Genomic DNA, 18752 nt, shown 5'->3' with positions numbered 1-18752 from the left:
TATACGCGGATCTCCGCAAGCCGTTGCGCTTTCTTACGCCCTGCTTACAGGTGACCGGGAGCGCGGACGCGAGGCCCCTTGCGCCCGCGCCCCCGGGGTCGGCGGGGATCAGTGGAGCCTGGCCTCCGGGGTCGGCAGGGTGATCCTGGGCGGGCCCTGCCAGCCGCCGCGCTTGTTCAGCGCGAAGCCGGGCGGGGTGACGGCCAGCGGGATGGTGATCTTGCTCCTGCTCAGGTCCACCGTGACCGTGGCGCCGGTGGCGGCCTCGCCGGTGTACGTGGCGTCGGTGCCGGCCAGGATCAGGGCCAGGCGGTGGCCCTTCTTGAAGGTGTAGTCCTGGGGCAGGGTCTCCCAGCGCACCCGGGCGTACTCGCCGATCGGCATCGGGCTGGGCGCGCTGAGGGAGTCGCGGTTCTGCGCGTCGAGCCAGCCCCGGGCGACGATCTCCAGCGGCCGGGTGGCGACGTTGGTGACCGTCTTGCGGTAGCAGGCGTCGTCGGTGGCGGAGGACTCGCCGTGGCAGTCCTCCTCGGCCAGGGTGGTGATGCCCTGCCCGACGCGCCAGTCCACCCGCTCCGACTCGCCGAAGTCCACCAGGAGCGCGGTCAGGTTCGCGGTCGGCTTGTCCAGGGCCAGGCGCAGGTCCACCTCCGGGGTGCCGGACAGGCGCAGGTCCACCGGAAGCTCGCCGGTGACGAACGCGGCCCGGTCGGCGCGGGGCACGCCGGCGTCGGCCACCATGGCGTCCTCCGACTGCCGGACGTCGGTGAACGTCGCGGTCGCGCCCCTGCGGGCGGGGACCAGGCCGAGCGAGCCGTCGGCGTCGGGACGCAGCGGCAGGTTCACCGCCGGCGCGGGCCAGTCGCGCTGGGTGATCCAGGTGTCCGGGCCGGTCTGCACGTCGGCGCGGGGCTCGCGCATGATGCCGTTCCGGACGCCGAGCAGCCAGTGGTCGAACCACCGGTGCAGCGTGTCCACCCACACCTCGCGGCGGAAGTCGAAGGGGTCCACGTGGTGGTACTGGCCCACCCACACCTTGCGGGGCACGCCGCGCTCGGCCAGCGCCCGCCACCAGGTGGAGAAGTGGTCGGGCTTGACGTTCAGGTCGTTGACCGTGTGCACGGCGAAGACGCTGGCCCGTACGTTGCGCACGTTCGCGATGGCGCCCGCCAGGTAGTCGCGCTCGGCCCAGAAGGCGTTGTAGTCGCCGGTGTCGTCGCCGTCCTCGGCGTCCATCCGGGCCCGGACGGCCGCGCACTTGGCCGGCGGGTCGGTGTCCACGTAGTCGGCCAGCCAGGAGGAGTAGTCGTAGTTGTAGACCAGGCCGTTGGCGCGCGAGTAGCGGTACCACGAGCTGATCGCCGAGATCGGCACGATCGTCTCCAGCCCGCGCACCCCGGTGGCGGCCACGGCGTTGGCCAGCGTGCCGTCGTACGATTTGCCGATCATGGCGGCCTTGCCGGTGGCCCAGGTCGCGGCCACCGGCGCGCCGTCCGGCCCGTACGCCGTGGCCCGCCCGTTGAGCCAGTCGATCACGGCCTTGCCGCCCAGCACGTCGGCCGCGCCGCCGGTGGCGGGGCAGCCCTCGGACCGGGTGGTGCCGATCATGTCCACGTTGAGCACCGCGTAGCCGCGCGGCACGAAGTAGTTGTCGTAGAACAGCGGGAACCTGGAGACGTTCCCGGCCGCGTCGTAGACCTTCCGCTCCGACTCGTTGCCCCGGCCGGAGTTGTCGTAGTACGGGCTCTCGTCGATGATCGCGGGCACCTTGAGGCCCGGTCCCGACTCCCTGGGGCGGATGATGTCCACCCGCACCCGGTCGTTGCGGCCGTCGCCGTCGCTGTCGATGGCCGACTCGACGTAGACGTGCTCCCTGACGGCGTCGGCGTAGGAGAACACCGGCTGGGTGCGCCCCTGCTCGACGGTGATGCCGGGTCCGGCCTGCGCCCGCGCCGGCGGGGTCACCGCCATGACGAGGACGAGGGCCGCCGGCAGGGTGGTGGCCACCCCGCTGCGCAGCGACTTGGGCACGCGGCTCCTCCGATGCGGATGTGACGGATGAGATCCAGCGTGCGCACTGTCTCATGTGGTACGCCGAGACCGGCAAGATCCCTTTACTCGTTCTTGACCGCCTTGACGCAGCGACGTGACATCGGGTGGAGGCCGGGCGCGTATCCGGGTAATCACCGGTCTTGACGCGTTCCCGCAGGCAGCCGGACGCGCGGGCGGGGATGGGCCTTCCGCCTCCCGACACACCGGCGTAACACTTGTGGGCGTGTCCCACGAACGTCACGGCGGCGCGCGGGCGTGCCACGGCCGGGAGGCCGAGCGGGCGCTGCTGCGGGATCTCATCGCGGGCGCCCGGGAGTCCGGCGGCGCCCTGCTCCTGCTCGGCGCGCCGGGCCTGGGCAAGACGACGATGCTCGACTACGCCGCCGCGCACGCGGCGTGCGACCCCGGCGAGGGCGGCTTCACGGTGCTGCGCGCGTCCGGGGCCGAGTCCGAGCACCTGCTGCCCTTCTCCGGGCTGCACGCCCTGCTGCGCCCGGTCACCGACCGGCTGGCCGCGCTGCCGTGGGCGCAGGCCGCCGCGCTGACCCAGGCGCTGGAGACCGGCACCGCGACCGGCGGCCTGGTGCTGCACGCGGCCGTGCTCAACCTGCTGCTCGCCACGGCCCGCGAGCGGCCGGTGCTGGCCTGCGTGGACGACGTGCACCTGCTCGACCCGGCCAGCCGCGAGGCGCTGTTCTTCGCGGCCAGGCGGCTGCGCGGCGAGCCGGTGCTGCTGCTGTTCGCCGGGAGCGACGGAGCCGGGCTGCGCGGCGTGGGCCTGCCGGCGATCCCCGAGCGCACGCTCCGCCCGCTGGACGCCGAAGCCTCACGCGCGCTGCTGGACGGCCTGCTGCCGGAGGGCGTGCCCGAGGACGTGCGCGCGGCCGTGCTGGACGCGGGCTGCGGCAACCCGCTGGCGCTGATCGAGCTGGCCGGGGCGCTGACCCCGGCGCAGTTATGGGGCTCGGCGCCGCCGCCCGAGACCCTGCCCCCCGGGGGCCGGCTCTGGCGCGCGCACGCCCGCCGCCTGGCCCGCCTGCCCGAGGCGACCCGGGCCGTGCTGCTGATGGTGGCGGCAGACCCGCATCTGGAGACCGACACGCTGATGCGCGCGGTGGAACCGGAGCACGCGCTGGCCGCGCTGGAGCCCGCCGAGGCCGAGGGCATCGTCGAGGTGCGCGGGCGCGAGGTCGGGTTCCGGGAGCCGCTGGTCCGCTCGATCGTGTACCAGGAGGCGTCGCTGGCGCGGCGGCGCGCCGCGCACCGGACCCTGGCCCGGCTGCTGGACCACGACCACCACCGGCTGCGCCAGGCGTGGCACCGCGCCGCCGCCCTGGACGGGCCGCGCGAGGAACTGGCCGGCGAGCTGCACCGGGCGGCGAGCGAGGCGCGCGGCCAGGGCGGGTACGTGGAGTCGTCGCTGGCCTTCGAGCGGGCCGCCGAGCTGACGGCGCGCCGCGCGGACAAGGCCGCGCGGCTGGCGGCGGCGGCGTACGACGCGTGGCTGGCCGGGCAGCCGGGCCGCACCAGAATCCTGCTGGCCCGGCTGCACCCGCTGACCACCTCCCCCGAGCTGCGGGTGCGGGCGGAGCTGATCCGGGGCCACCTGGAGCTGCGCGGCGGCGAGCCCGCGCACGCCCGCGACGAGCTGCTGGCGGCGGCGGAGTGGCTGCTCGACCGCGACCGCGCCCTTGCGGTGCGGGCACTGATGCGGGCGGGCGAGGCGAGCTACCTGGCCGGGGACCACGAGCGCTATCTCGCCATCGCCCGGCACGCCACCGCGCTGCGCCGCCCCGACGACCCGGCGGCGACCCAGCTCATGTTCGAGTACCTGGACGGCCTGGCGGCCACCTTCAGCGGCCGGCACGATCAGGCCACCGGGCCGCTGCGCCGGGTGCTGGAGCTGTCCTCCTCGGTGGCCAACCCCTCGGTGCTGGTGTGGGCCAGCGTCGCCAGCCTGTTGCTGGGCGAGGACGAGCACGCGCTCGCGCTGTCGTCCAGGGCGGTGGACACCGCGCGGGCGCGGCGGGCGGCCGCGGCGGTGCCGCACGCGCTGGAGTTCCTGGTGCACGCCGAGAGCTGGCTCGGCAGGTACGCCTCGGTCGCCGCCAACGCGCTGGAGGGCTACCGGCGGGCCGAGGAGACCGGGCAGCGCAACAGCGCGGCCCAGCACCTGGCCTGGCTGGCGCTGTCGGCCGCGGTGCAGGGCGACGCCGAGACCTGCCGCATCCGCTCCCGCGCCGCCATCGAGCTGGCCGACGCGCACGGGCTCGGCCTGACCAGCGCGCTGAGCAACTGGGCGCTCGCGGTGCTGGACCTGTCGTCGGGCAACACCGCCGCCGCGGCCGACCGGCTGCGGGCCACGGCGGGCTCGGGCGGCGGCGGCCACGTCGTCGTACGGGTGATCGCCACGCCGCACTTCGTGGAGGCGGCCGTGCGCACCGGCGACCGGGAGCGGGCGCGGGCGGCGCTGGCGGTGCTCGACCGGTGGGTGTCCAGCACCGCCAGCCCCGACCGGCTGGCGCTCGCCGCCCGCTGCCACGCCCTGCTCGCCCCGCCGCGCGAGGCCGACGACCGCTTCCGGCACGCCCTGGAGCTGCACCGGGCCGGGTCCTCGGAGTTCGAGCTGGCCAGGACCCAGTTGCTGTACGGCAGCGCGCTGCGCCGCAGCCGCCGCCCCGGGGCCGCCCGCGAGCACCTGCACGGCGCGCTGCAGACCTTCGAGCGCTTCGACGCCCGCCTGTGGGCCGAGCAGGCGCGCGGCGAGCTGCGGGCCTCGGGCGAGGCGGTCCAGCCCCGCGAGGCGTCACGGCCGGCCCGGGAGCTGACCGCGCAGCAGCTCCAGATCGCCCGCATGGTCGCCGAGGGCGCCACGAACCGGGAGGTCGCCGCGCAGCTGTTTCTGAGCGTGCGCACGGTGGAGCACCACCTGCGCAACATCTTCGCCCGGCTGGACGTCCGCTCCCGGGTCGAGCTTGCCCGCCTGTTCAGTTGACCGGCCTGTTCGGTCAACCGGCCTGTTGTCGAGCGGCCTGTTCAGTCGGCCAGGGTTTCCTCCAGCCGGGCCAGGTGCGCCGGGACGGGCCCGGGGTGGACGACGCCGAGGCGCTGGGTGGCGCGGGTGAGCGCGACGTACAGGTCGTTCAGGCCGCGCGGCGACTCGGCCACGATCCCGGCGGGATCGACCAGGATCACCGAGTCGAACTCCAGGCCCTTGGCGTCGCGCACGGTCAGCAGGCTCACCGGGCGCTCCAGATCGACCTCCGCGTCGCGGCCCGAGACGGACGCGCCGGGCGCGGCGGCGACCACGGCGGGCTCGGCCTCGGCCAGGCGGCCGGCCGGTACGATCACCGCCACCCGCCCCTCCCCCGCCGCGGCGGCCTCGCGGCGTACCAGCTCGGGCAGGCCCGCGGCCAGGTCCTCGCAGCGCAGCCGCCACGGGCGCACGCCGGTCGCGCGTACGGATCTGGGCGATTCGAGCCCGGGGTCCAGCTCGGCCAGCACGTCCGCGGCCACCTCGGCGATCTCGGCGGGCATGCGGTAGTTGACGTTGAGCCGGGCCAGCCGCCAGCGGTCGCCCGCGTACGGCGCCAGCACCTCCTCCCAGGACGACGCGCCGGCCGGGTCGCCGGTCTGCGCCACGTCGCCCACCAGGGTCATCCACCGGGTCGGGCAGCGCCGCATGAGCAGCCGCCAGGCCATCGGCGACAGCTCCTGCGCCTCGTCCACGATCACGTGGCCGAAGGTCCAGGTGCGGTCGGCCGCGGCGCGCTCGGCGGCCGTGCGGGTGTCGGCGTCCTCGTGCCGTCCGGCCAGCGCCTCGGCGTCGAGCAGGTCGGTCACCGACAGCACGTCCTCCACGTCGTCCTCCTGGTCGGTGGAGCGGGAGCCCTCGGCGATGTGCAGCACCTCCTGGGCGAAGGCGACCTGCTCCCGGTGGCGGCGGCGGGCCTCGGCCTCGGCGGCGCTGGTGTCCTCGCCGAGCAGTTCCGCGGCCTCGTCGAGCAGCGGCACGTCGGCGGGCGTCCAGCCGCCGCCGGGCTCGCGCAGCAGCAGGGCGCGCTCGGCCTCGGTGAGCCCGGGGGCCGCGGCGGCGATCCACTCGGCGGAGGCGTACAGGCCGGTGAGCAGGTCCTGCGGGGTGAGCGCGGGCCACAGCCGGTCCACGGCCTCGCGCACCCCGGGGTCGGTGCGCAGCTCCGCGCGGATCTCCTCGACGTCCTCCTCTCCGAACAGGTTCTCCCCGCCGAGCACGTCCTCGCCGTAGAGGTCGGCGATGGTACGGGCCAGCGCGTCCACCACGCCCCGGAACACGATCGGCCGCGCCTGGTTGTGCGGCAGCAGGGACGCCCTGGCCCGCTCGCGGATGCGCTCGCAGTCGGCCCGGGTCAGCGGCACCGTCTCGCGGTCGAGCACCACGTCCAGGGCGTCCTCGGGCACCCACTGCCGGTCGCGCACGGCGGCGGCCACGACCTCCGCCATCGCGGCCCGGCCCTTGATCTCGGCGGCGGCGGCCGGCTCGGCTCGGCGCGCGACCAGGCCGGGATACAGCTCGCCGACCGTGGCCAGCAGCACCCCGGTCTCGCCCAGCGAGGGGAGCACCTGGCCGATGTAACGCAGGAAGGTGGTGTTGGGGCCGACGATCAGCACCCCGCGCCGGGCCAGGGTCTCGCGGTGGGTGTAGAGCAGGCACGCGGCGCGGTGCAGCGCCACGACGGTCTTGCCGGTGCCGGGCCCGCCCTGCACGACCAGCACGCCCCGGTGCTCGTCGCGGATGATCCGGTCCTGCTCGGCCTGGATGGTCTCGACGATGTCGCCCATCCGGCCGGTGCGGGTGGCGCTGACCGCGGCCAGCAGCGCGGCCTCCCCGGTGACCCCGCCCTCCTGCCGGGCGCCCTCCAGGTCCAGGATCTCGTCGTTGATCTCGGTGACGTCGCGGTGCCTGATCCTGATGTGCCGCCGCCTGCGCACGCCGTCGGGCGAGGCGGCGGTGGCCAGGTAGAAGGCGCGCGCGGCCGGGGCCCGCCAGTCGAGCAGCAGCGGGTCGCCGTCGCCGTCGTCGAGCAGGCCGATTCTGCCGATGTACCTGCGCTCGCCGTCGCGGAAATCCAGCCGGCCGAAGCACAGCCCGTTCTCGGCCGCCTGCAGATGCGCCAGCCGCTCGTGATAGCGCGCCGCCGCCGTCTCACGCTCGACGAGCGACTGCGCCGTTCCCCCGTTTTCGCGCAGCACCGCGCACAGTCGGCCGGAGACGTATTCGCGCAGGTCGTCGAGCCTTTCATAGAGCATGTGGACGTATTGCCGCTCTGCGGCGATGTCGGCAGTTGACAATTCCGAGCCCCCATGGAATAATATCTTTGGGCGAGTGTGAGTTTTGCGGTTCGGGCTATTCGAAGAGTCAACTATAGCGAGCCGCCCGCCCTTTACGCCATCAATTCCCCGCCCCTTTCGGGCCCCGATCGCCTCCGGCGTCGCGTGCCCCGCCTCGGGCGTCGCGGATTCACGCCGGCCATGCCGCTCGCCGCCGGGGGCGCGCAGCCGCTGCGTCACGCCGCTTTCACGCGAGAAGCGGGCCCCGCCGCGCTCGGCGGGGCCCGCGTCGGGGTGACTTACGTCAGCTCAGCGGCGGGTAGGCGTTGGCCATCAGCTCCTGGAACTGAGCCGAGAACCAGTGCCCGGACAGCGGGGCGTTGGGGAGCGCGCCGCTCTTGTTGAAGCCGTTGCGCTCGTTGCCCTCGTACGTCGGGTCGCACATCCGGTCGAAGCCCTTGCCCTCGTTGTTCGGGATCTCCTCGCTGGCGCCGTCCGACTCGCCCGGCGGCTTGATCCACACGTAGGCGTCGATGCCGGTCGCCGGGCTGGCCTTCGGCCGCTCGCCCAGGCCCGCGCCGCTCTGGTTGCACCAGTTGCCGGCGTGGAGGCGGCGGTCGACCCGGGACTGGTTGACGAACTCGTCCACGTTGTTGGACGTGCTCGGGCCGGTCGGACGGGCGGAGCCGCCCCAGCCGTTGCGCGAGGTGTCGATCAGGAAGCCGATGCTGCTCGGGAAGCCCTCCTGGATCAGACGCTGGCGCATCGCCTGGGCGTAGGTCAGCTCGTCCACGTAGAAGTTCCAGTCCAGCCACTTCGACTGGCGCACGCTGGTGCCGTTGACCGTGGTGTTGATGGTGAAGTACGGCTCGGTCAGGGCCGAGTAGTTGGCGGTGTTGACGATGAAGCCGTGCACGCTGTTCACGCCGGCGGTGGTGCCGCGGGCGGTGGAGGCGAAGAGCTGCGCGGCGGGCCCGAAGTTGGAGTCCCAGCCGAGCCAGCCGTGGTGCGCGGCGTCAACGTAGTTGTAGACGTTCGGGATCGCGTAGAGCTTGTTCAGCGCGTACCGCACGCCCTCCACGTACGCCCCGGACGTCTGCGCCTCCTGGCACTTGGCGAGGTTCAGGTTGGTGACCAGGTTGGGCAGCGAGTCGATCTCGATGATCGTCACGATCCGCAGGTCGCGGTACTGCGGGTCGTCCATGATGTCGGCGATCGGGTCGATGTACTCGGTCTTGTAGCGGTTGAGGCCGTTCTGCGCGATGAGCAGCTCGCCGTTGGAGGCCAGCGCCGAGCAGTCGCGGTTCGGCAGGTTGTAGATGACGATCTGGATCGTCAGCGCGGCGCTGCCGTTGGCGGCGTCCTGCCTGACGGCCTCGTCCAGGTGCTCGCGCAGGCCCATGGCCGAGGAGCTGCCCTCGATGGCGGCGATGCGGTCCATCCACACGCCGGTCGAGATGTTGGCGATGCGCGAGCCGCCGGGCTCGGCCGCGGCCTTGGCCGACCAGTCCGGGTTGACGTAGCCGGTCGCGCCCGCGTACGGGTTGTCCACGCGCGGGCCGGGGCCGCCGCCGTTGTCGTCGTCCGCCTCGGTGGCGGTCACCGACACGCTGGGCAGGCCGCTTGCGGCCACGGTGATGGTGCGGGTGCCGTTGGTGGTGTCGCTGTCCTGCGCGGCGGCCACCGTCACGGTCTGCGGGGTGTTCCAGTTGGAACTCGTGAAGGTCAGGCTCGCGCCGGACGACACCGTGATGTCGGCGTCGCCGCCGGAGGCCGCGGCCGAGGTGACGGTCACGTTCGACGACGGCTGCGCCGCCAGCCGCACCGTGTACGTCACGGTGCCGCCCTCGGGGACGCTCACGCTGGTCGGCGTCACGATCAGCGACTGCTGGCCGCCGGTGGAGTCGTCGTCCACCTCGGTCGCGGTGACGGGCACGGTGGTCAGGCCGCTCGACGCCACGTTGATCGTGCGGGTGCCGTTGGAGCTGTCGCCGTCCTGCGCCGCCGCGACCGTCACGGTCTGGTTGGTGTTCCAGTTGCTCGGCGTGAAGGTCAGGCTCGCGCCGCCGCCCACGGTGATGTCGGCGTCGCCGCCGGAGGCCGCGGTCGAGGTGACGGTGACGTTCGAGGACGGCTGGGCCGCCAGGCGCACGGCGTACGTGGTGGTGCCGCCCTCGGGGACGTTCACCGAGGTCGGGGTGACGATCAGCGACTGCTGGCCGCCGTTCTGGCCGGTGCAGGCGGTCCCGTTGATCGAGAAGCCGGTCGGGTTGGTGTTGGTGCCGGTGGACGTGCCGTTGAAGCCGATGCTCCACTGGGCCCCGGTCGGCTGGGCGGCGTTCCACGACATGCTGCGGGCGGTCACGTTCGCGCCCGACTGCGACCATTCGGCGTTCCAGCCCTGGCTGACCGTCTGGCCGCTGGGGAAGGCGAAGGTGAGCGTCCAGTTGGTCAGCGGGTCACCGAGGTTGCGGATCGTGATGTTCCCGCCGAAGCCGGTGCCGCCCTCCCACGCCTTCGCGTACGTCACCTCGCAAGCGACGGCGGCCTGGGCCGCCGTCGGACTGGCGATGAGGCCGACGCCGGCGAGCAGTGTGACCACCGCCGCCGTGAGCGCCCTGCGCCAGGAGCTCTTGTGGGGTCCCATTTACCGTTCCTTCTCCCTGAGGGAAACCGATGGTTTCGCCGCCACATCGGCGGCCTGACAGCGCCCAGCTCGGCGTTCCGCCTGTGGGAGCGCTCCCAGCGTGGATTTGTTTCAGGGAGATGTACAGAAGGTGGCCCGGCGTGGGCGGTGTGCCGCACCCGGCGAGGACCCGCACCTGTGCAAACGCGCGGGGGCAAGTTCCAAGATCACTGAAAGTTTCAGCCGGGCCCACGCCGTCGGGCCTGCGGCGCCTCCCGGTGCGCCCGCTCGCGGTGGTGTCCGCGCACCGCGACGGCGTGCGCGCGCTCCTCCGGATGCCGCTTGCTGCGGATCAGGCTGGCCACCGTGGTCACCACCAGGATCAGCAGGATCACCGCCAGCGACAGCGGCGTGGGCACGTGCGGGATCGACGGCGAGACGTCCTGGTGCAGGAACGCCAGGATCAGCTTCACCCCGATGAAGCCCAGGATCAGCGCCAGCCCGATCGCGAGGTAGACCAGCTTCCGCAGCAGGCCCTGGATCAGGAAGTACAGCGCCCGCAGACCGAGCAGCGCGAAGGCGTTGGCCGCGAAGACGATGAACGGGTCGCTGGTGATGCCGAACACCGCGGGGATGGAGTCCAGCGCGAACAGCAGGTCGGTGCTCCCGATCGCGACGAAGACGAACAGCAGCGGGGTGACGACCCTGCGGCCCTCCTCGTCGCGCGCCAGCAGCCGGCCGCCGTGGAAGTCACTGGTCGCGGGCAGCACGCGGCGCGCGTACACGAGCAGCGTGTTGTCGTCCACCTGCGGCTCCTCGTCGCGGTGCCGGACGAGCTGCACCGCCGTGTAGATCAGAAACAGCCCGAACACCACGAACGTCCAGGAGAACAGGCTGATCGCCGCCGCGCCGATCACGATGAAGACCACCCGCATGACCAGCGCCGCCGCGATGCCGAACAGCAGCACCTTCTGCTGGTACTCCCCCGGCACCGCGAAGTGGGTCATGATGATCACGAACACGAAGAGGTTGTCCACCGACAGGCTCTTCTCGACCACCCATCCGGCGATGTACTCCGTGCCGGCCTGCGGCCCCGCCAGCGCCCACAGCACGGCCCCGAACGCCAGCGCGATCCCCACGTACAGCACCGACCAGAACGTGGCCTCGCCCATGCTCACCACGTGCGGCCGACGCGCCGCGACCAGGAAGTCCACCGCCAGCAGCACGACGACGAGCCCGATCGTGATCCCCCACGCCCACCCGCTCACCACGGCCCGCCCGTCCCCCTTTCCGCGCCGGTCCCTCCCGCCGGGAGCCTCCCCCGCCGTACCCGATCTCCGGCCGCACGGGCCCGAGCCCGCGCCGGCCGTACCGTCCTGGCCGATCCGCCCCGATCGCGGCCCTGTGGGGCCGGAAGCCCCCTCCGCACACGCTTCCCCGCCCGCGCGCACTCCGGCGCCTGCGGGCGGGGAAGGGACGTGCGGTCAGACACCCGCGCGCGAGGGCATCCTCTGGTGCTCCGGCGTCTCCATCTCGCCGTACATCTCGCCGGACGGGCCGATCTCGCGGTGCGTCTCCTCGATGCGGAGCGCGACGCCGAGCGCGAAGAAGGTCGGCGCCCACTCGCCGATGAAGATGCCCCAGCGGTCGGCCCGGTCGAGGCCCGCGTGCTCCTTGGCGTTCGAGGCGAGCCAGCTCGCGAACGCCAGGCCGATCGAGGCGACCCCCGCCGTGTACATCATCCCGGAGCGGATGCCCATTTTGTGCAGCATTCGAACCATTTCATCCCCCTTGAGTGGTCCATTCGTACTGCTACCCCGATACCGCCTCCGCTAGTCAGAGCCGGTCAGCCGCCCTTCTCCCGGGCCTCGTCCTCCTCGCCCGCCAGCCCGGCGGCGCCCCGCCGGTCGTCGGGAATCTGCGCCGGCGGCCCCTGCTCGTCCACCCCGGACGGCTCGGTCATGCCCTCGGCGCCCTCGCGCTCGTCCGGAACCTGTGGCCTCGGCTCACGGCCCTCGGGATCGGTCTCGGTCACCCCTTGCCCCCTTCGTACGCTGTCCCCTTCGTACGCTGCCCGGTCCCCCTGCCCCCACGACCGCGGATCACTCCCCGGGAAGGGCGGCCGGCCGAGCGCGCCCGCGAAGGGCGCCGGAAAATCCCTGATGACCTCCGGGAGGCGCCGCTCGTAGAGTGATCCCCGCGAACCCTCCGGCCGCGGAGACGCGCCGGAGGCTTCGCACGACCGCTCGCCCAGTACCACCCGGAGCCGCCCGATGCCTCCTGCCACCGACGCCGCCTCCCTGGACGCCGCGATCCGCGCGGCCCGCACCACGCACGCCCGGCTCGCCGTCACCCTCGACGGAGCTCCGCTCGCGGGGCGGGAGGTGGTGGTCGCGCAGCGCGACCACGCCTTCCTCTTCGGCTGCACCGGGTTCGAGCAGATCCCGCTGGCGAACGGCGAGCCGGTCACCATGCCCGCCGAGTCGCCGGAGGTGGCCGAGCTCTGGCTCGACCTGTTCAACTTCGCGACGCTGCCGTTCTACTGGGGCCGGTTCGAGCCCGTACGCGGCCGCCCCGACACCGAGCGGCTGCGCAACGCGGCACGCTGGTTCCGCGAGCGGGGATGCGCGGTCAAGGGGCACCCGCTGGCCTGGCACACGGTGACGGCCGACTGGCTGCTCGACCTGTCGAACGCGGAGATCGCCGAGGCGCAGGTGGCGCGGATCCGGCGCGACCTAACCGACTTTTCCGGACTTATCGGGATGTGGGATGTGATCAATGAGGTCGTGATCATGCCCGTCTTCGACAAGTACGGCAACGGCATCACCCGCCTGTGCCGCGACATCGGCCGCATCCCGATGATCCGCATGGTCTTCGACGCCGCCCGCGAGGCCGACCCCACCGCGACCCTGCTGCTGAACGACTTCGACATGTCGGCGGCGTACGAGTGCCTGATCGAGGGCGTGCTCGAAGCCGGCGTCCGGATCGACGCGCTCGGCCTGCAGAGCCACATGCACCAGGGCTACTGGGGCGAGGAGAAGACCCTGGACGTCATCGAGCGCTTCTCCCGCTACGGCCTGCCCCTGCACTTCACCGAGACGACCCTCGTCTCCGGCCACCTCATGCCGCCCGAGATCGTGGACCTGAACGACTACCAGATCGACGAATGGCCCACCACCCCCGAGGGCGAGGCCCGCCAGGCCGACGAGATCACCCGCCACTACAAGACCCTGCTCGGCCACCCGTCCGTACAGGCGATCACCTACTGGGACTTCAGCGACGGCGGCTGGCTCGGCGCCCCCGCCGGCCTGGTCCGCGCCGACGGCACCCCCAAGCCCTCCTACCAGGCCCTGCACGACCTGATCAAGGGCGAGTGGTGGCTGTCCCCCACCACCCTGACCACCGACGCCGCCGGAAAGGCCGAGATCACGGGCTGGCCGGGCACGTACGAGATCACGGCCGCGGGCAGAAGCGCCACCTTCACCCTCCCCGCCACCGGCGAGACCACCATCGCCCTGTGACGGCACGCGAGCCCTGACCGCAGCCCGTCGCCCGCGCCCGGTTTTGTCGTCCGCCGTTGCTATAACGAACGCCGTCACCCCCCACCGAGGAACAGGATCTTTCGATGGCGTCGGTCATCTTCCGCGACGAGACGGCCACCGGCCGGGCGCTGGAGGAGTTCTCCCTCCCTGGGCTGCCCGAGCGGATCTCGGCCCGCGAACTGGTACGCCTGCGGGTGCGCGAGGAGGTCGCCCGTTACAACGCGGCGCCCTCCCCGCACTTCCGCGGCCTGGTCAAGCCCACCGGCGCCAAGGCCGAGCCGAACGGCTATCGCATGGGCGCCGTGCGCAGGCTCGACTGGGAACGGCAGGCCGACGCGGCCGAGGCCGCCTTCGCCCGCAACGGCTTCCTGCTCCTGGTGGGCGACCGCCAGATCGAGGACCTGGCGGAGGAGATCGACCTGACCGCCGGCCCGGTGGTGTCCTTCGTCAAGCTCGTCCCGCTGGTGGGGGGCTGACATGGGCGTTCTCGACGCGCTCCCCGCCGAGCACCGCGGCTGGCTCGGCGAGCTCGACGCGGCCACGCTGGAGGCGTTCGCCCGGCTCGACGCGGCGTACACCTTCTCCGGGTCGGCTTGGCCGGCCCACCAGTTCGCCGACACGCCCGTGGGACGGCTCACCGCCCAGTGGAACGACGCCGGGTGGCGGGCCATGGCGCTGTGGACCCAGATGCGGCTGCACATGGTGTGGTCCCAGGTGGACGGCCCGGAGAGGTACTGCTGGACCTTGGGTGCCTTCCCGCGGGCCATCGCGCGCCGCGCGCTCACCTGGTCGGCACGGGAGCTGGACCTGCTCTGGCGCATCACCCTCGCTCTGCCCGACCCGGACCAGCACTTCGAGGACCTGTACCGCATACCGGTGGCCGCCACCCGGCTCCTGCCCATGGCCGAGCGCGCGCCCCTGCTCCCGCACCTGCGGCAGGTCCACCACACCCTGGAGGAGCAGAGCGGTCTCACCGACCGCTGGGACGTCAAGCACGCCCTGGACACCCTGCTGGTCGACCAGTTGGCCGTCTGCGACCCGGCCGCCGCGGCCCGCGTGCTGGTCCCCCTGCGCGACGGGTTCGCCCGGCTGATCCACGACGAGTACGCCGGACGCCTCGGCGCCCCCTCCGCGCTGCCCCTCGCCCGGCGGTGGAGCACGGCCACGTCCGCCAACCCGAGCGACCACTGGCGCGAGGAGGCGGCGCGCCGGGCCACGCCCGAGGCTGTGGCCCTGGCCCGTGAGATCCTCGGCCGCCTCCCCGCCTACCGCGAGCAGGTCGTGCGGCACAGGCACCACGAGCGCGAGCGGACGGTGGTCACCTATCTGCACAAGCGCACGGGCGTGCTGCTGCGCGGCATGATCTGGACCTGCGACTCCCTGACCGAGCCCTGGGTCACGCCGCTGCTGGGCGACATCGCCGTCGCGGCCGGCACCGGGATCGGCGGGGCCGGCGCCAACGCCCGCAGCGAGATGGTCGCCAACGCCGCGATCGGCGTACTGGCCCGGCGCGGCGGCCCGGAGGTGATCGCCCAGATGGCGCGCGTCCAGGCGAAGGTGCGCAAGAAGAGCGTTCTCGCGGCCGTCGCCCGCGCCCTCGACGACGTCGCCGCTCAGACCGGCCTGTCGCCGGAGCGGCTGCTCGACCGCACCGTCCCGGATTTCGGCCTGGGCCCCGACGGCACCCGCACCGAGCACGGCCTTCGCCTGAGCGTCGAGGGCGGCATCTCCTACGTCGATCCCTCGGGCGAGGTGCGCAAGTCCATCCCCACGGCGGTGCGCCGGGAGCACGCCGGGCTGCTGGCCGAGCTCAAGGCCACGGCCAAGGAGCTGCGGAAGACCCTGCCCGCCGAGCGATTCCGGATCGAGCGCGCCCTGGCCACCGAGCGCATCTGGCGCTGGAGCGAGGTGTGCGAGTTCTTCCTGGACCATCCGGTGACGGGCGCGTTCGCCAGGAACCTGATCTGGGAGATCCTCCAGGGCCCGGCCGGGCTCGCGGTCCTTCGCGACGGCGGGTGGGAGCTGACCGACCCCGCGGGCCGCCGCATCCAGCCCTACCCCCGCACCCCCGTCCGCCTCTGGCATCCCATCGACAAGCCGGTGGAGGAGGTCCGCGCCTGGCGCGACCACCTCCTCGGACTGGGCCTGCGCCAGCCGTTCAAGCAGGCCTTCCGCGAGGTGTACGTGCTCACCCCGGCCGAGGAGCGCGCGTACGACCGCTCGCGCCGCTTCAGCGGCCATCTGCTCCGCTACGGCCAGGCCAAGGCCCTGCTCACCGAACGCGGCTGGACCGGCATGTCGCTGGGCCACTGGGGCCCAGAGTACGGCTCCGGCGAGGCGGAGGCCGTAAAGGAGTGGCCCGGCGGGCTGAGCGCATGCTGGGACTTCGACCTCGACCCCGACTCCGCCCCGGGCGACGGCTTCGGCACCGCCTCGATCTGCCTCAGCGGCGTGCTGCGCTTCGTCTCGCCGCGCGGCGAGGTGGTCCCGCTGGCCGAGGTGCCCCCGCTGACGCTCTCGGAGGCGCTGCGTGACGCCGACCTGGCCGTCGGCGTCACCTCCACCGGCCTGGACCCGCACGGCCACGGCGAGTACTGGCAGTCGTACGGCTTCGGCGAGCTGACCGAGAGCGGCCAGATCCGCCGCGACGCCCTCGCCCGGCTGCTGCCCCGCCTGGCCATAGCCGGCCGCTGCACGCTGCTCGACCGCTTCCTGCGCGTACGCGGCGACCTGCGCACGTACCGGATCCACCTCGGCTCGGGCAACATCCTGATGGAGCCCAACGACGCCTACCTGTGCATCGTCCCCCAGGGCGACGGCGACCGGGTCTTCCTGCCCTTCGAGGAAGACGGCGGCATGCTGTCGGTCATCCTGTCCAAGGCGTTCCTGCTGGCCGCCGACGCCGAGATCACCGACCCGTCCATCACCCGCCAGATCCGCCCCTGACCCGCCTCGATCACCGCGCGGCGGGCGAGCGCCGCCGAAGGCGGCTAGATGAACCGGGAGCTGCGGACCGGGCCGGGAGAGCGGACCCGGTCCCGGGTGCCGCCGGCCGCCCACACCCCCGCGACCCCGGTCACGAAGCGGGCCAGCACATCATCGGTGTCCGGGGGCGTCGCCCCGTCGCCCTCGTCGGCGGCGGGGTCGGCCCGCAGGATCTCGGCCGCGAGGTCCTCCGCCCCGCGCTCGTCGGGCGGTGACTTCTCCACGGACCCATCGGGCCCGTACCGCAGCCGTTCCCCCCAGGGCGGCACGACCGTCTGACACGTCAGCGCGCTGACGTCGGCGCTGATGGGCGGGGGGTCGGTCCAGCACGTGGCGTGCTCGTACAGGACCTGGCCGGGCAGGCGTTCGAACAGGGCCTCCAGCACGTCGCCGTCGGCCTCGTTCAGGTCGTAGGCGACCACGACGGTGTCGGTCCGGCCGGGGGCGAACGGCTCCCCGGGCAGCCCGAGCACCTGGGCGGCGGCCAGGCCCAGCGCGTGATCACCCCGGCCCGGCAGCAGCGCCACCGCCCGCGGGCTCCGCCCCGCCGCCTCCAGGATCGTGCGCAGGCGCAGCAGGCCGCGCAGGCAGGCGCCGAAGTCGTCGCTCAGGTACGCGTACCTGCCGGTCATGCCCTGGTCGAACCCGTACGGCGACAGGGTGGCCAGGACCCCGCCGGAGAGGGCGAAGTGCCAGCCCCGCAGATCGCGGTCGTCGAGCGGGCCGACGGCCTGAGCCGCCCGCGCCCGCTCGACCATCCGGGCCAGGCGGTCGCGCGCCGGCAGCCACCGCTCGTCGTCGGGGACGGGCAGCCCGGCCGACTCGGCGGCGGCCCGGTCGAGATCCCCCGCCATCAGCGCGTTGTACGCCAGCAGGTACCGGTCGGGCCACGGCGGCAGGTCGGCCTCGTGCTCGGCCAGGACGGCGACGGCCTCACCGTGCCGGTGCTCGTCCTCCAGCCCGGCCACCAGCTCCCGCAGGATGCCCAGGGACCCCGGCTCCCCCGCCAGCGCCGCCCGCAGCGCGGGAATCGCCAGGAAGGCGACCCCCCGCTCGATGCACGCGTAGCCGTAGGCGTACAGCGCCTGCGGGTGACCGGGCCGCTCGGCCACCCCGGCCGCCGCCTCCACCAGATCGGTGAACCCCATCAGCTCCGCCGCCCGCCCGACGAGCGGCGCGGTGTCACCGATCGCGAGCCGGACCGCGGTGAAACGCAGATGCCGCATCAGGCCGCCGACGTCGCCGGCCTCGGCCAGCTCCCGCGCCTTGCGGAGATCATCGTCCATGCGACGACACTACTGACGTCCGGCTGTCGGATTCATCTGGTTTGCCGGGGACGCGACGCCCTCGCTCGGGGTTTCCGCGGGACTCCCCGCGTGCGGTGGCCCGGCATCGTCAGCGGACGTCCACCACACCCGGGGGCGTACGAGAGGAAGTGGGTCGGTCGCAGGCGGCGCGCCCGCTCAGCTCGCGTCGTCGGCCGCGAAGGTCACCTTCGCCGTCTCGACGGTCCCCGCACGGCGCCCCGGTGCGCTCTGCCACTGCCAGTACAGGTTGGTGTGCGCGATCACCTGCTCCGGCGGCGGCGCGCCGTACGCCGTCAGGTCCTCCGTCGTGTGCGCGTCGCCGACCAGCGTCACGTCATAACCCCGGACGAAGGCCCCGTGCAGGGTCGAGCGGATGCACGCGTCGGTCTGCGCGCCCGTGACGACGAGCCTGCCCACACCACGCTCGGCGAGGAGCGCGTCCAGCTCGGTGGCCTCGAACGAGTCGCCGTAGCTCTTGTGCACGAGAGGCTCCGAATCGCGGCGGGCGAGCTCCGGCACGTACTGCCAGCTCTCACTGCCACGCGTGAGGTGCTCATCGGAGTGCTGCACCCAGACCACGGGCACATCCTCCACGCGAGCCTTGCCGACCAGCTCATTTATGTTCGCGATCACGCCATCACGGTTGTACGCGCCGGCCATCACCCCGTTCTGCACGTCGATCACGAGCAGTGCGGTGTTCGGCCGATCGGGCAGGCTCGTCAACGGAACTCCTGTATCGGATCGCGGTTCGTGTGCGGCTCCACCATAGGCCCCGCGACCGACAAAACCAGAGGCCACACCGGCTAAGAGGACCGCCGCGCCGTGACACCGCCCCCACCTGTGCCGGGGGCGCCGCCCCACCGCAGGGAAACCGGTCCGAGCGGCCGGCTGGTACGCCCGCCGGTTCAACCCCACCAGTCCGGCCGCTCG

Annotated in this window: 12 protein-coding genes; 4 read left to right on the top strand and 8 right to left on the bottom strand. The window is 73.2% G+C overall.

Annotated features, from left to right (window positions below):
• Positions 1–108 precede the first annotated feature (108 nt).
• Complete coding sequence (locus HNP84_RS24405; protein WP_312925618.1) at positions 109–2031, bottom strand: Xaa-Pro dipeptidyl-peptidase; 1923 nt, start codon at positions 2029–2031, stop codon at positions 109–111.
• 244 nt (positions 2032–2275) lie between these two features.
• Here HNP84_RS24405 and HNP84_RS56185 point away from each other — a divergent pair, with 244 nt between their 5' ends.
• Complete coding sequence (locus HNP84_RS56185) at positions 2276–5047, top strand: ATP-binding protein (protein WP_185052199.1); 2772 nt, start codon at positions 2276–2278, stop codon at positions 5045–5047.
• A gap of 41 nt (positions 5048–5088) precedes the next feature.
• On the opposite strand, the gene HNP84_RS24395 is transcribed toward HNP84_RS56185, so the two are convergent.
• The 5 genes from HNP84_RS24395 to HNP84_RS24375 all read right to left on the bottom strand — a co-directional run bounded on the left by HNP84_RS24395 (position 5089) and on the right by HNP84_RS24375 (position 12023).
• Complete coding sequence (locus HNP84_RS24395) at positions 5089–7383, bottom strand: HelD family protein (protein ID WP_185052198.1); 2295 nt, start codon at positions 7381–7383, stop codon at positions 5089–5091.
• 283 nt (positions 7384–7666) lie between these two features.
• The gene (locus HNP84_RS56180) at positions 7667–10009 is read right to left on the bottom strand and encodes a glycoside hydrolase family 6 protein (RefSeq protein ID WP_185052197.1); all 2343 of its coding nucleotides are present in this window, start codon (positions 10007–10009) and stop codon (positions 7667–7669) included.
• Between the two features lie 218 nt (positions 10010–10227).
• Positions 10228–11259, bottom strand: coding sequence for a TerC family protein (locus HNP84_RS24385; protein WP_185052196.1), 1032 nt, complete (start codon positions 11257–11259; stop codon positions 10228–10230).
• A 213-nt stretch (positions 11260–11472) separates the two neighbouring features.
• Positions 11473–11769, bottom strand: coding sequence for a hypothetical protein (locus tag HNP84_RS24380; protein ID WP_185052195.1), 297 nt, complete (start codon positions 11767–11769; stop codon positions 11473–11475).
• Between the two features lie 65 nt (positions 11770–11834).
• Positions 11835–12023 (bottom strand): hypothetical protein, encoded by a 189-nt coding sequence (locus tag HNP84_RS24375; protein WP_185052194.1) that lies wholly within the window; start codon positions 12021–12023, stop codon positions 11835–11837.
• A 238-nt stretch (positions 12024–12261) separates the two neighbouring features.
• Here HNP84_RS24375 and HNP84_RS24370 point away from each other — a divergent pair, with 238 nt between their 5' ends.
• The 3 genes from HNP84_RS24370 (at position 12262) to HNP84_RS24360 (ending at position 16476) form a co-directional block, all read left to right on the top strand.
• Positions 12262–13509, top strand: coding sequence for an endo-1,4-beta-xylanase (locus tag HNP84_RS24370; protein ID WP_185052193.1), 1248 nt, complete (start codon positions 12262–12264; stop codon positions 13507–13509).
• Positions 13510–13613: 104 nt separating this feature from the next.
• Entirely contained in the window at positions 13614–14006 is a 393-nt protein-coding gene (locus HNP84_RS24365; RefSeq protein WP_185052192.1) for a hypothetical protein, read from the top strand.
• 1 nt (position 14007) lies between these two features.
• Positions 14008–16476 (top strand): DUF4132 domain-containing protein, encoded by a 2469-nt coding sequence (locus tag HNP84_RS24360; protein ID WP_185052191.1) that lies wholly within the window; start codon positions 14008–14010, stop codon positions 16474–16476.
• Between the two features lie 44 nt (positions 16477–16520).
• Here HNP84_RS24360 and HNP84_RS24355 read toward each other — a convergent pair whose 3' ends face one another.
• A complete protein-coding gene (locus HNP84_RS24355; RefSeq protein WP_185052190.1) occupies positions 16521–17801 on the bottom strand; it encodes a tetratricopeptide repeat protein in 1281 nt (426 codons plus the stop codon).
• Positions 17802–17978: 177 nt separating this feature from the next.
• Positions 17979–18545, bottom strand: coding sequence for a cysteine hydrolase family protein (locus tag HNP84_RS24350; protein WP_185052189.1), 567 nt, complete (start codon positions 18543–18545; stop codon positions 17979–17981).
• Positions 18546–18752: the final 207 nt, after the last annotated feature.

The sequence above is a fragment of the Thermocatellispora tengchongensis genome (genome assembly GCF_014202315.1).
Classification (GTDB): Bacteria; Actinomycetota; Actinomycetes; order Streptosporangiales; family Streptosporangiaceae; genus Thermocatellispora; species Thermocatellispora tengchongensis.
Note: the sequence above shows the minus strand (reverse complement) of the source record. Positions and strands in the feature narration are given on the sequence as shown.

What these genes read in the sequence shown, in the direction of transcription:
- HNP84_RS24380 (WP_185052195.1), bottom strand. Translation starts at nt 11,769, where the DNA reads ATGGTTCGAATGCTGCACAAAATGGGCATCCGCTCCGGGATGATGTAC.
- HNP84_RS24360 (WP_185052191.1), top strand. Translation starts at nt 14,008, where the DNA reads ATGGGCGTTCTCGACGCGCTCCCCGCCGAGCACCGCGGCTGGCTCGGC.
- HNP84_RS24355 (WP_185052190.1), bottom strand. Translation starts at nt 17,801, where the DNA reads ATGGACGATGATCTCCGCAAGGCGCGGGAGCTGGCCGAGGCCGGCGAC.
- HNP84_RS24370 (WP_185052193.1), top strand. Translation starts at nt 12,262, where the DNA reads ATGCCTCCTGCCACCGACGCCGCCTCCCTGGACGCCGCGATCCGCGCG.
- HNP84_RS56180 (WP_185052197.1), bottom strand. Translation starts at nt 10,009, where the DNA reads ATGGGACCCCACAAGAGCTCCTGGCGCAGGGCGCTCACGGCGGCGGTG.
- HNP84_RS24365 (WP_185052192.1), top strand. Translation starts at nt 13,614, where the DNA reads ATGGCGTCGGTCATCTTCCGCGACGAGACGGCCACCGGCCGGGCGCTG.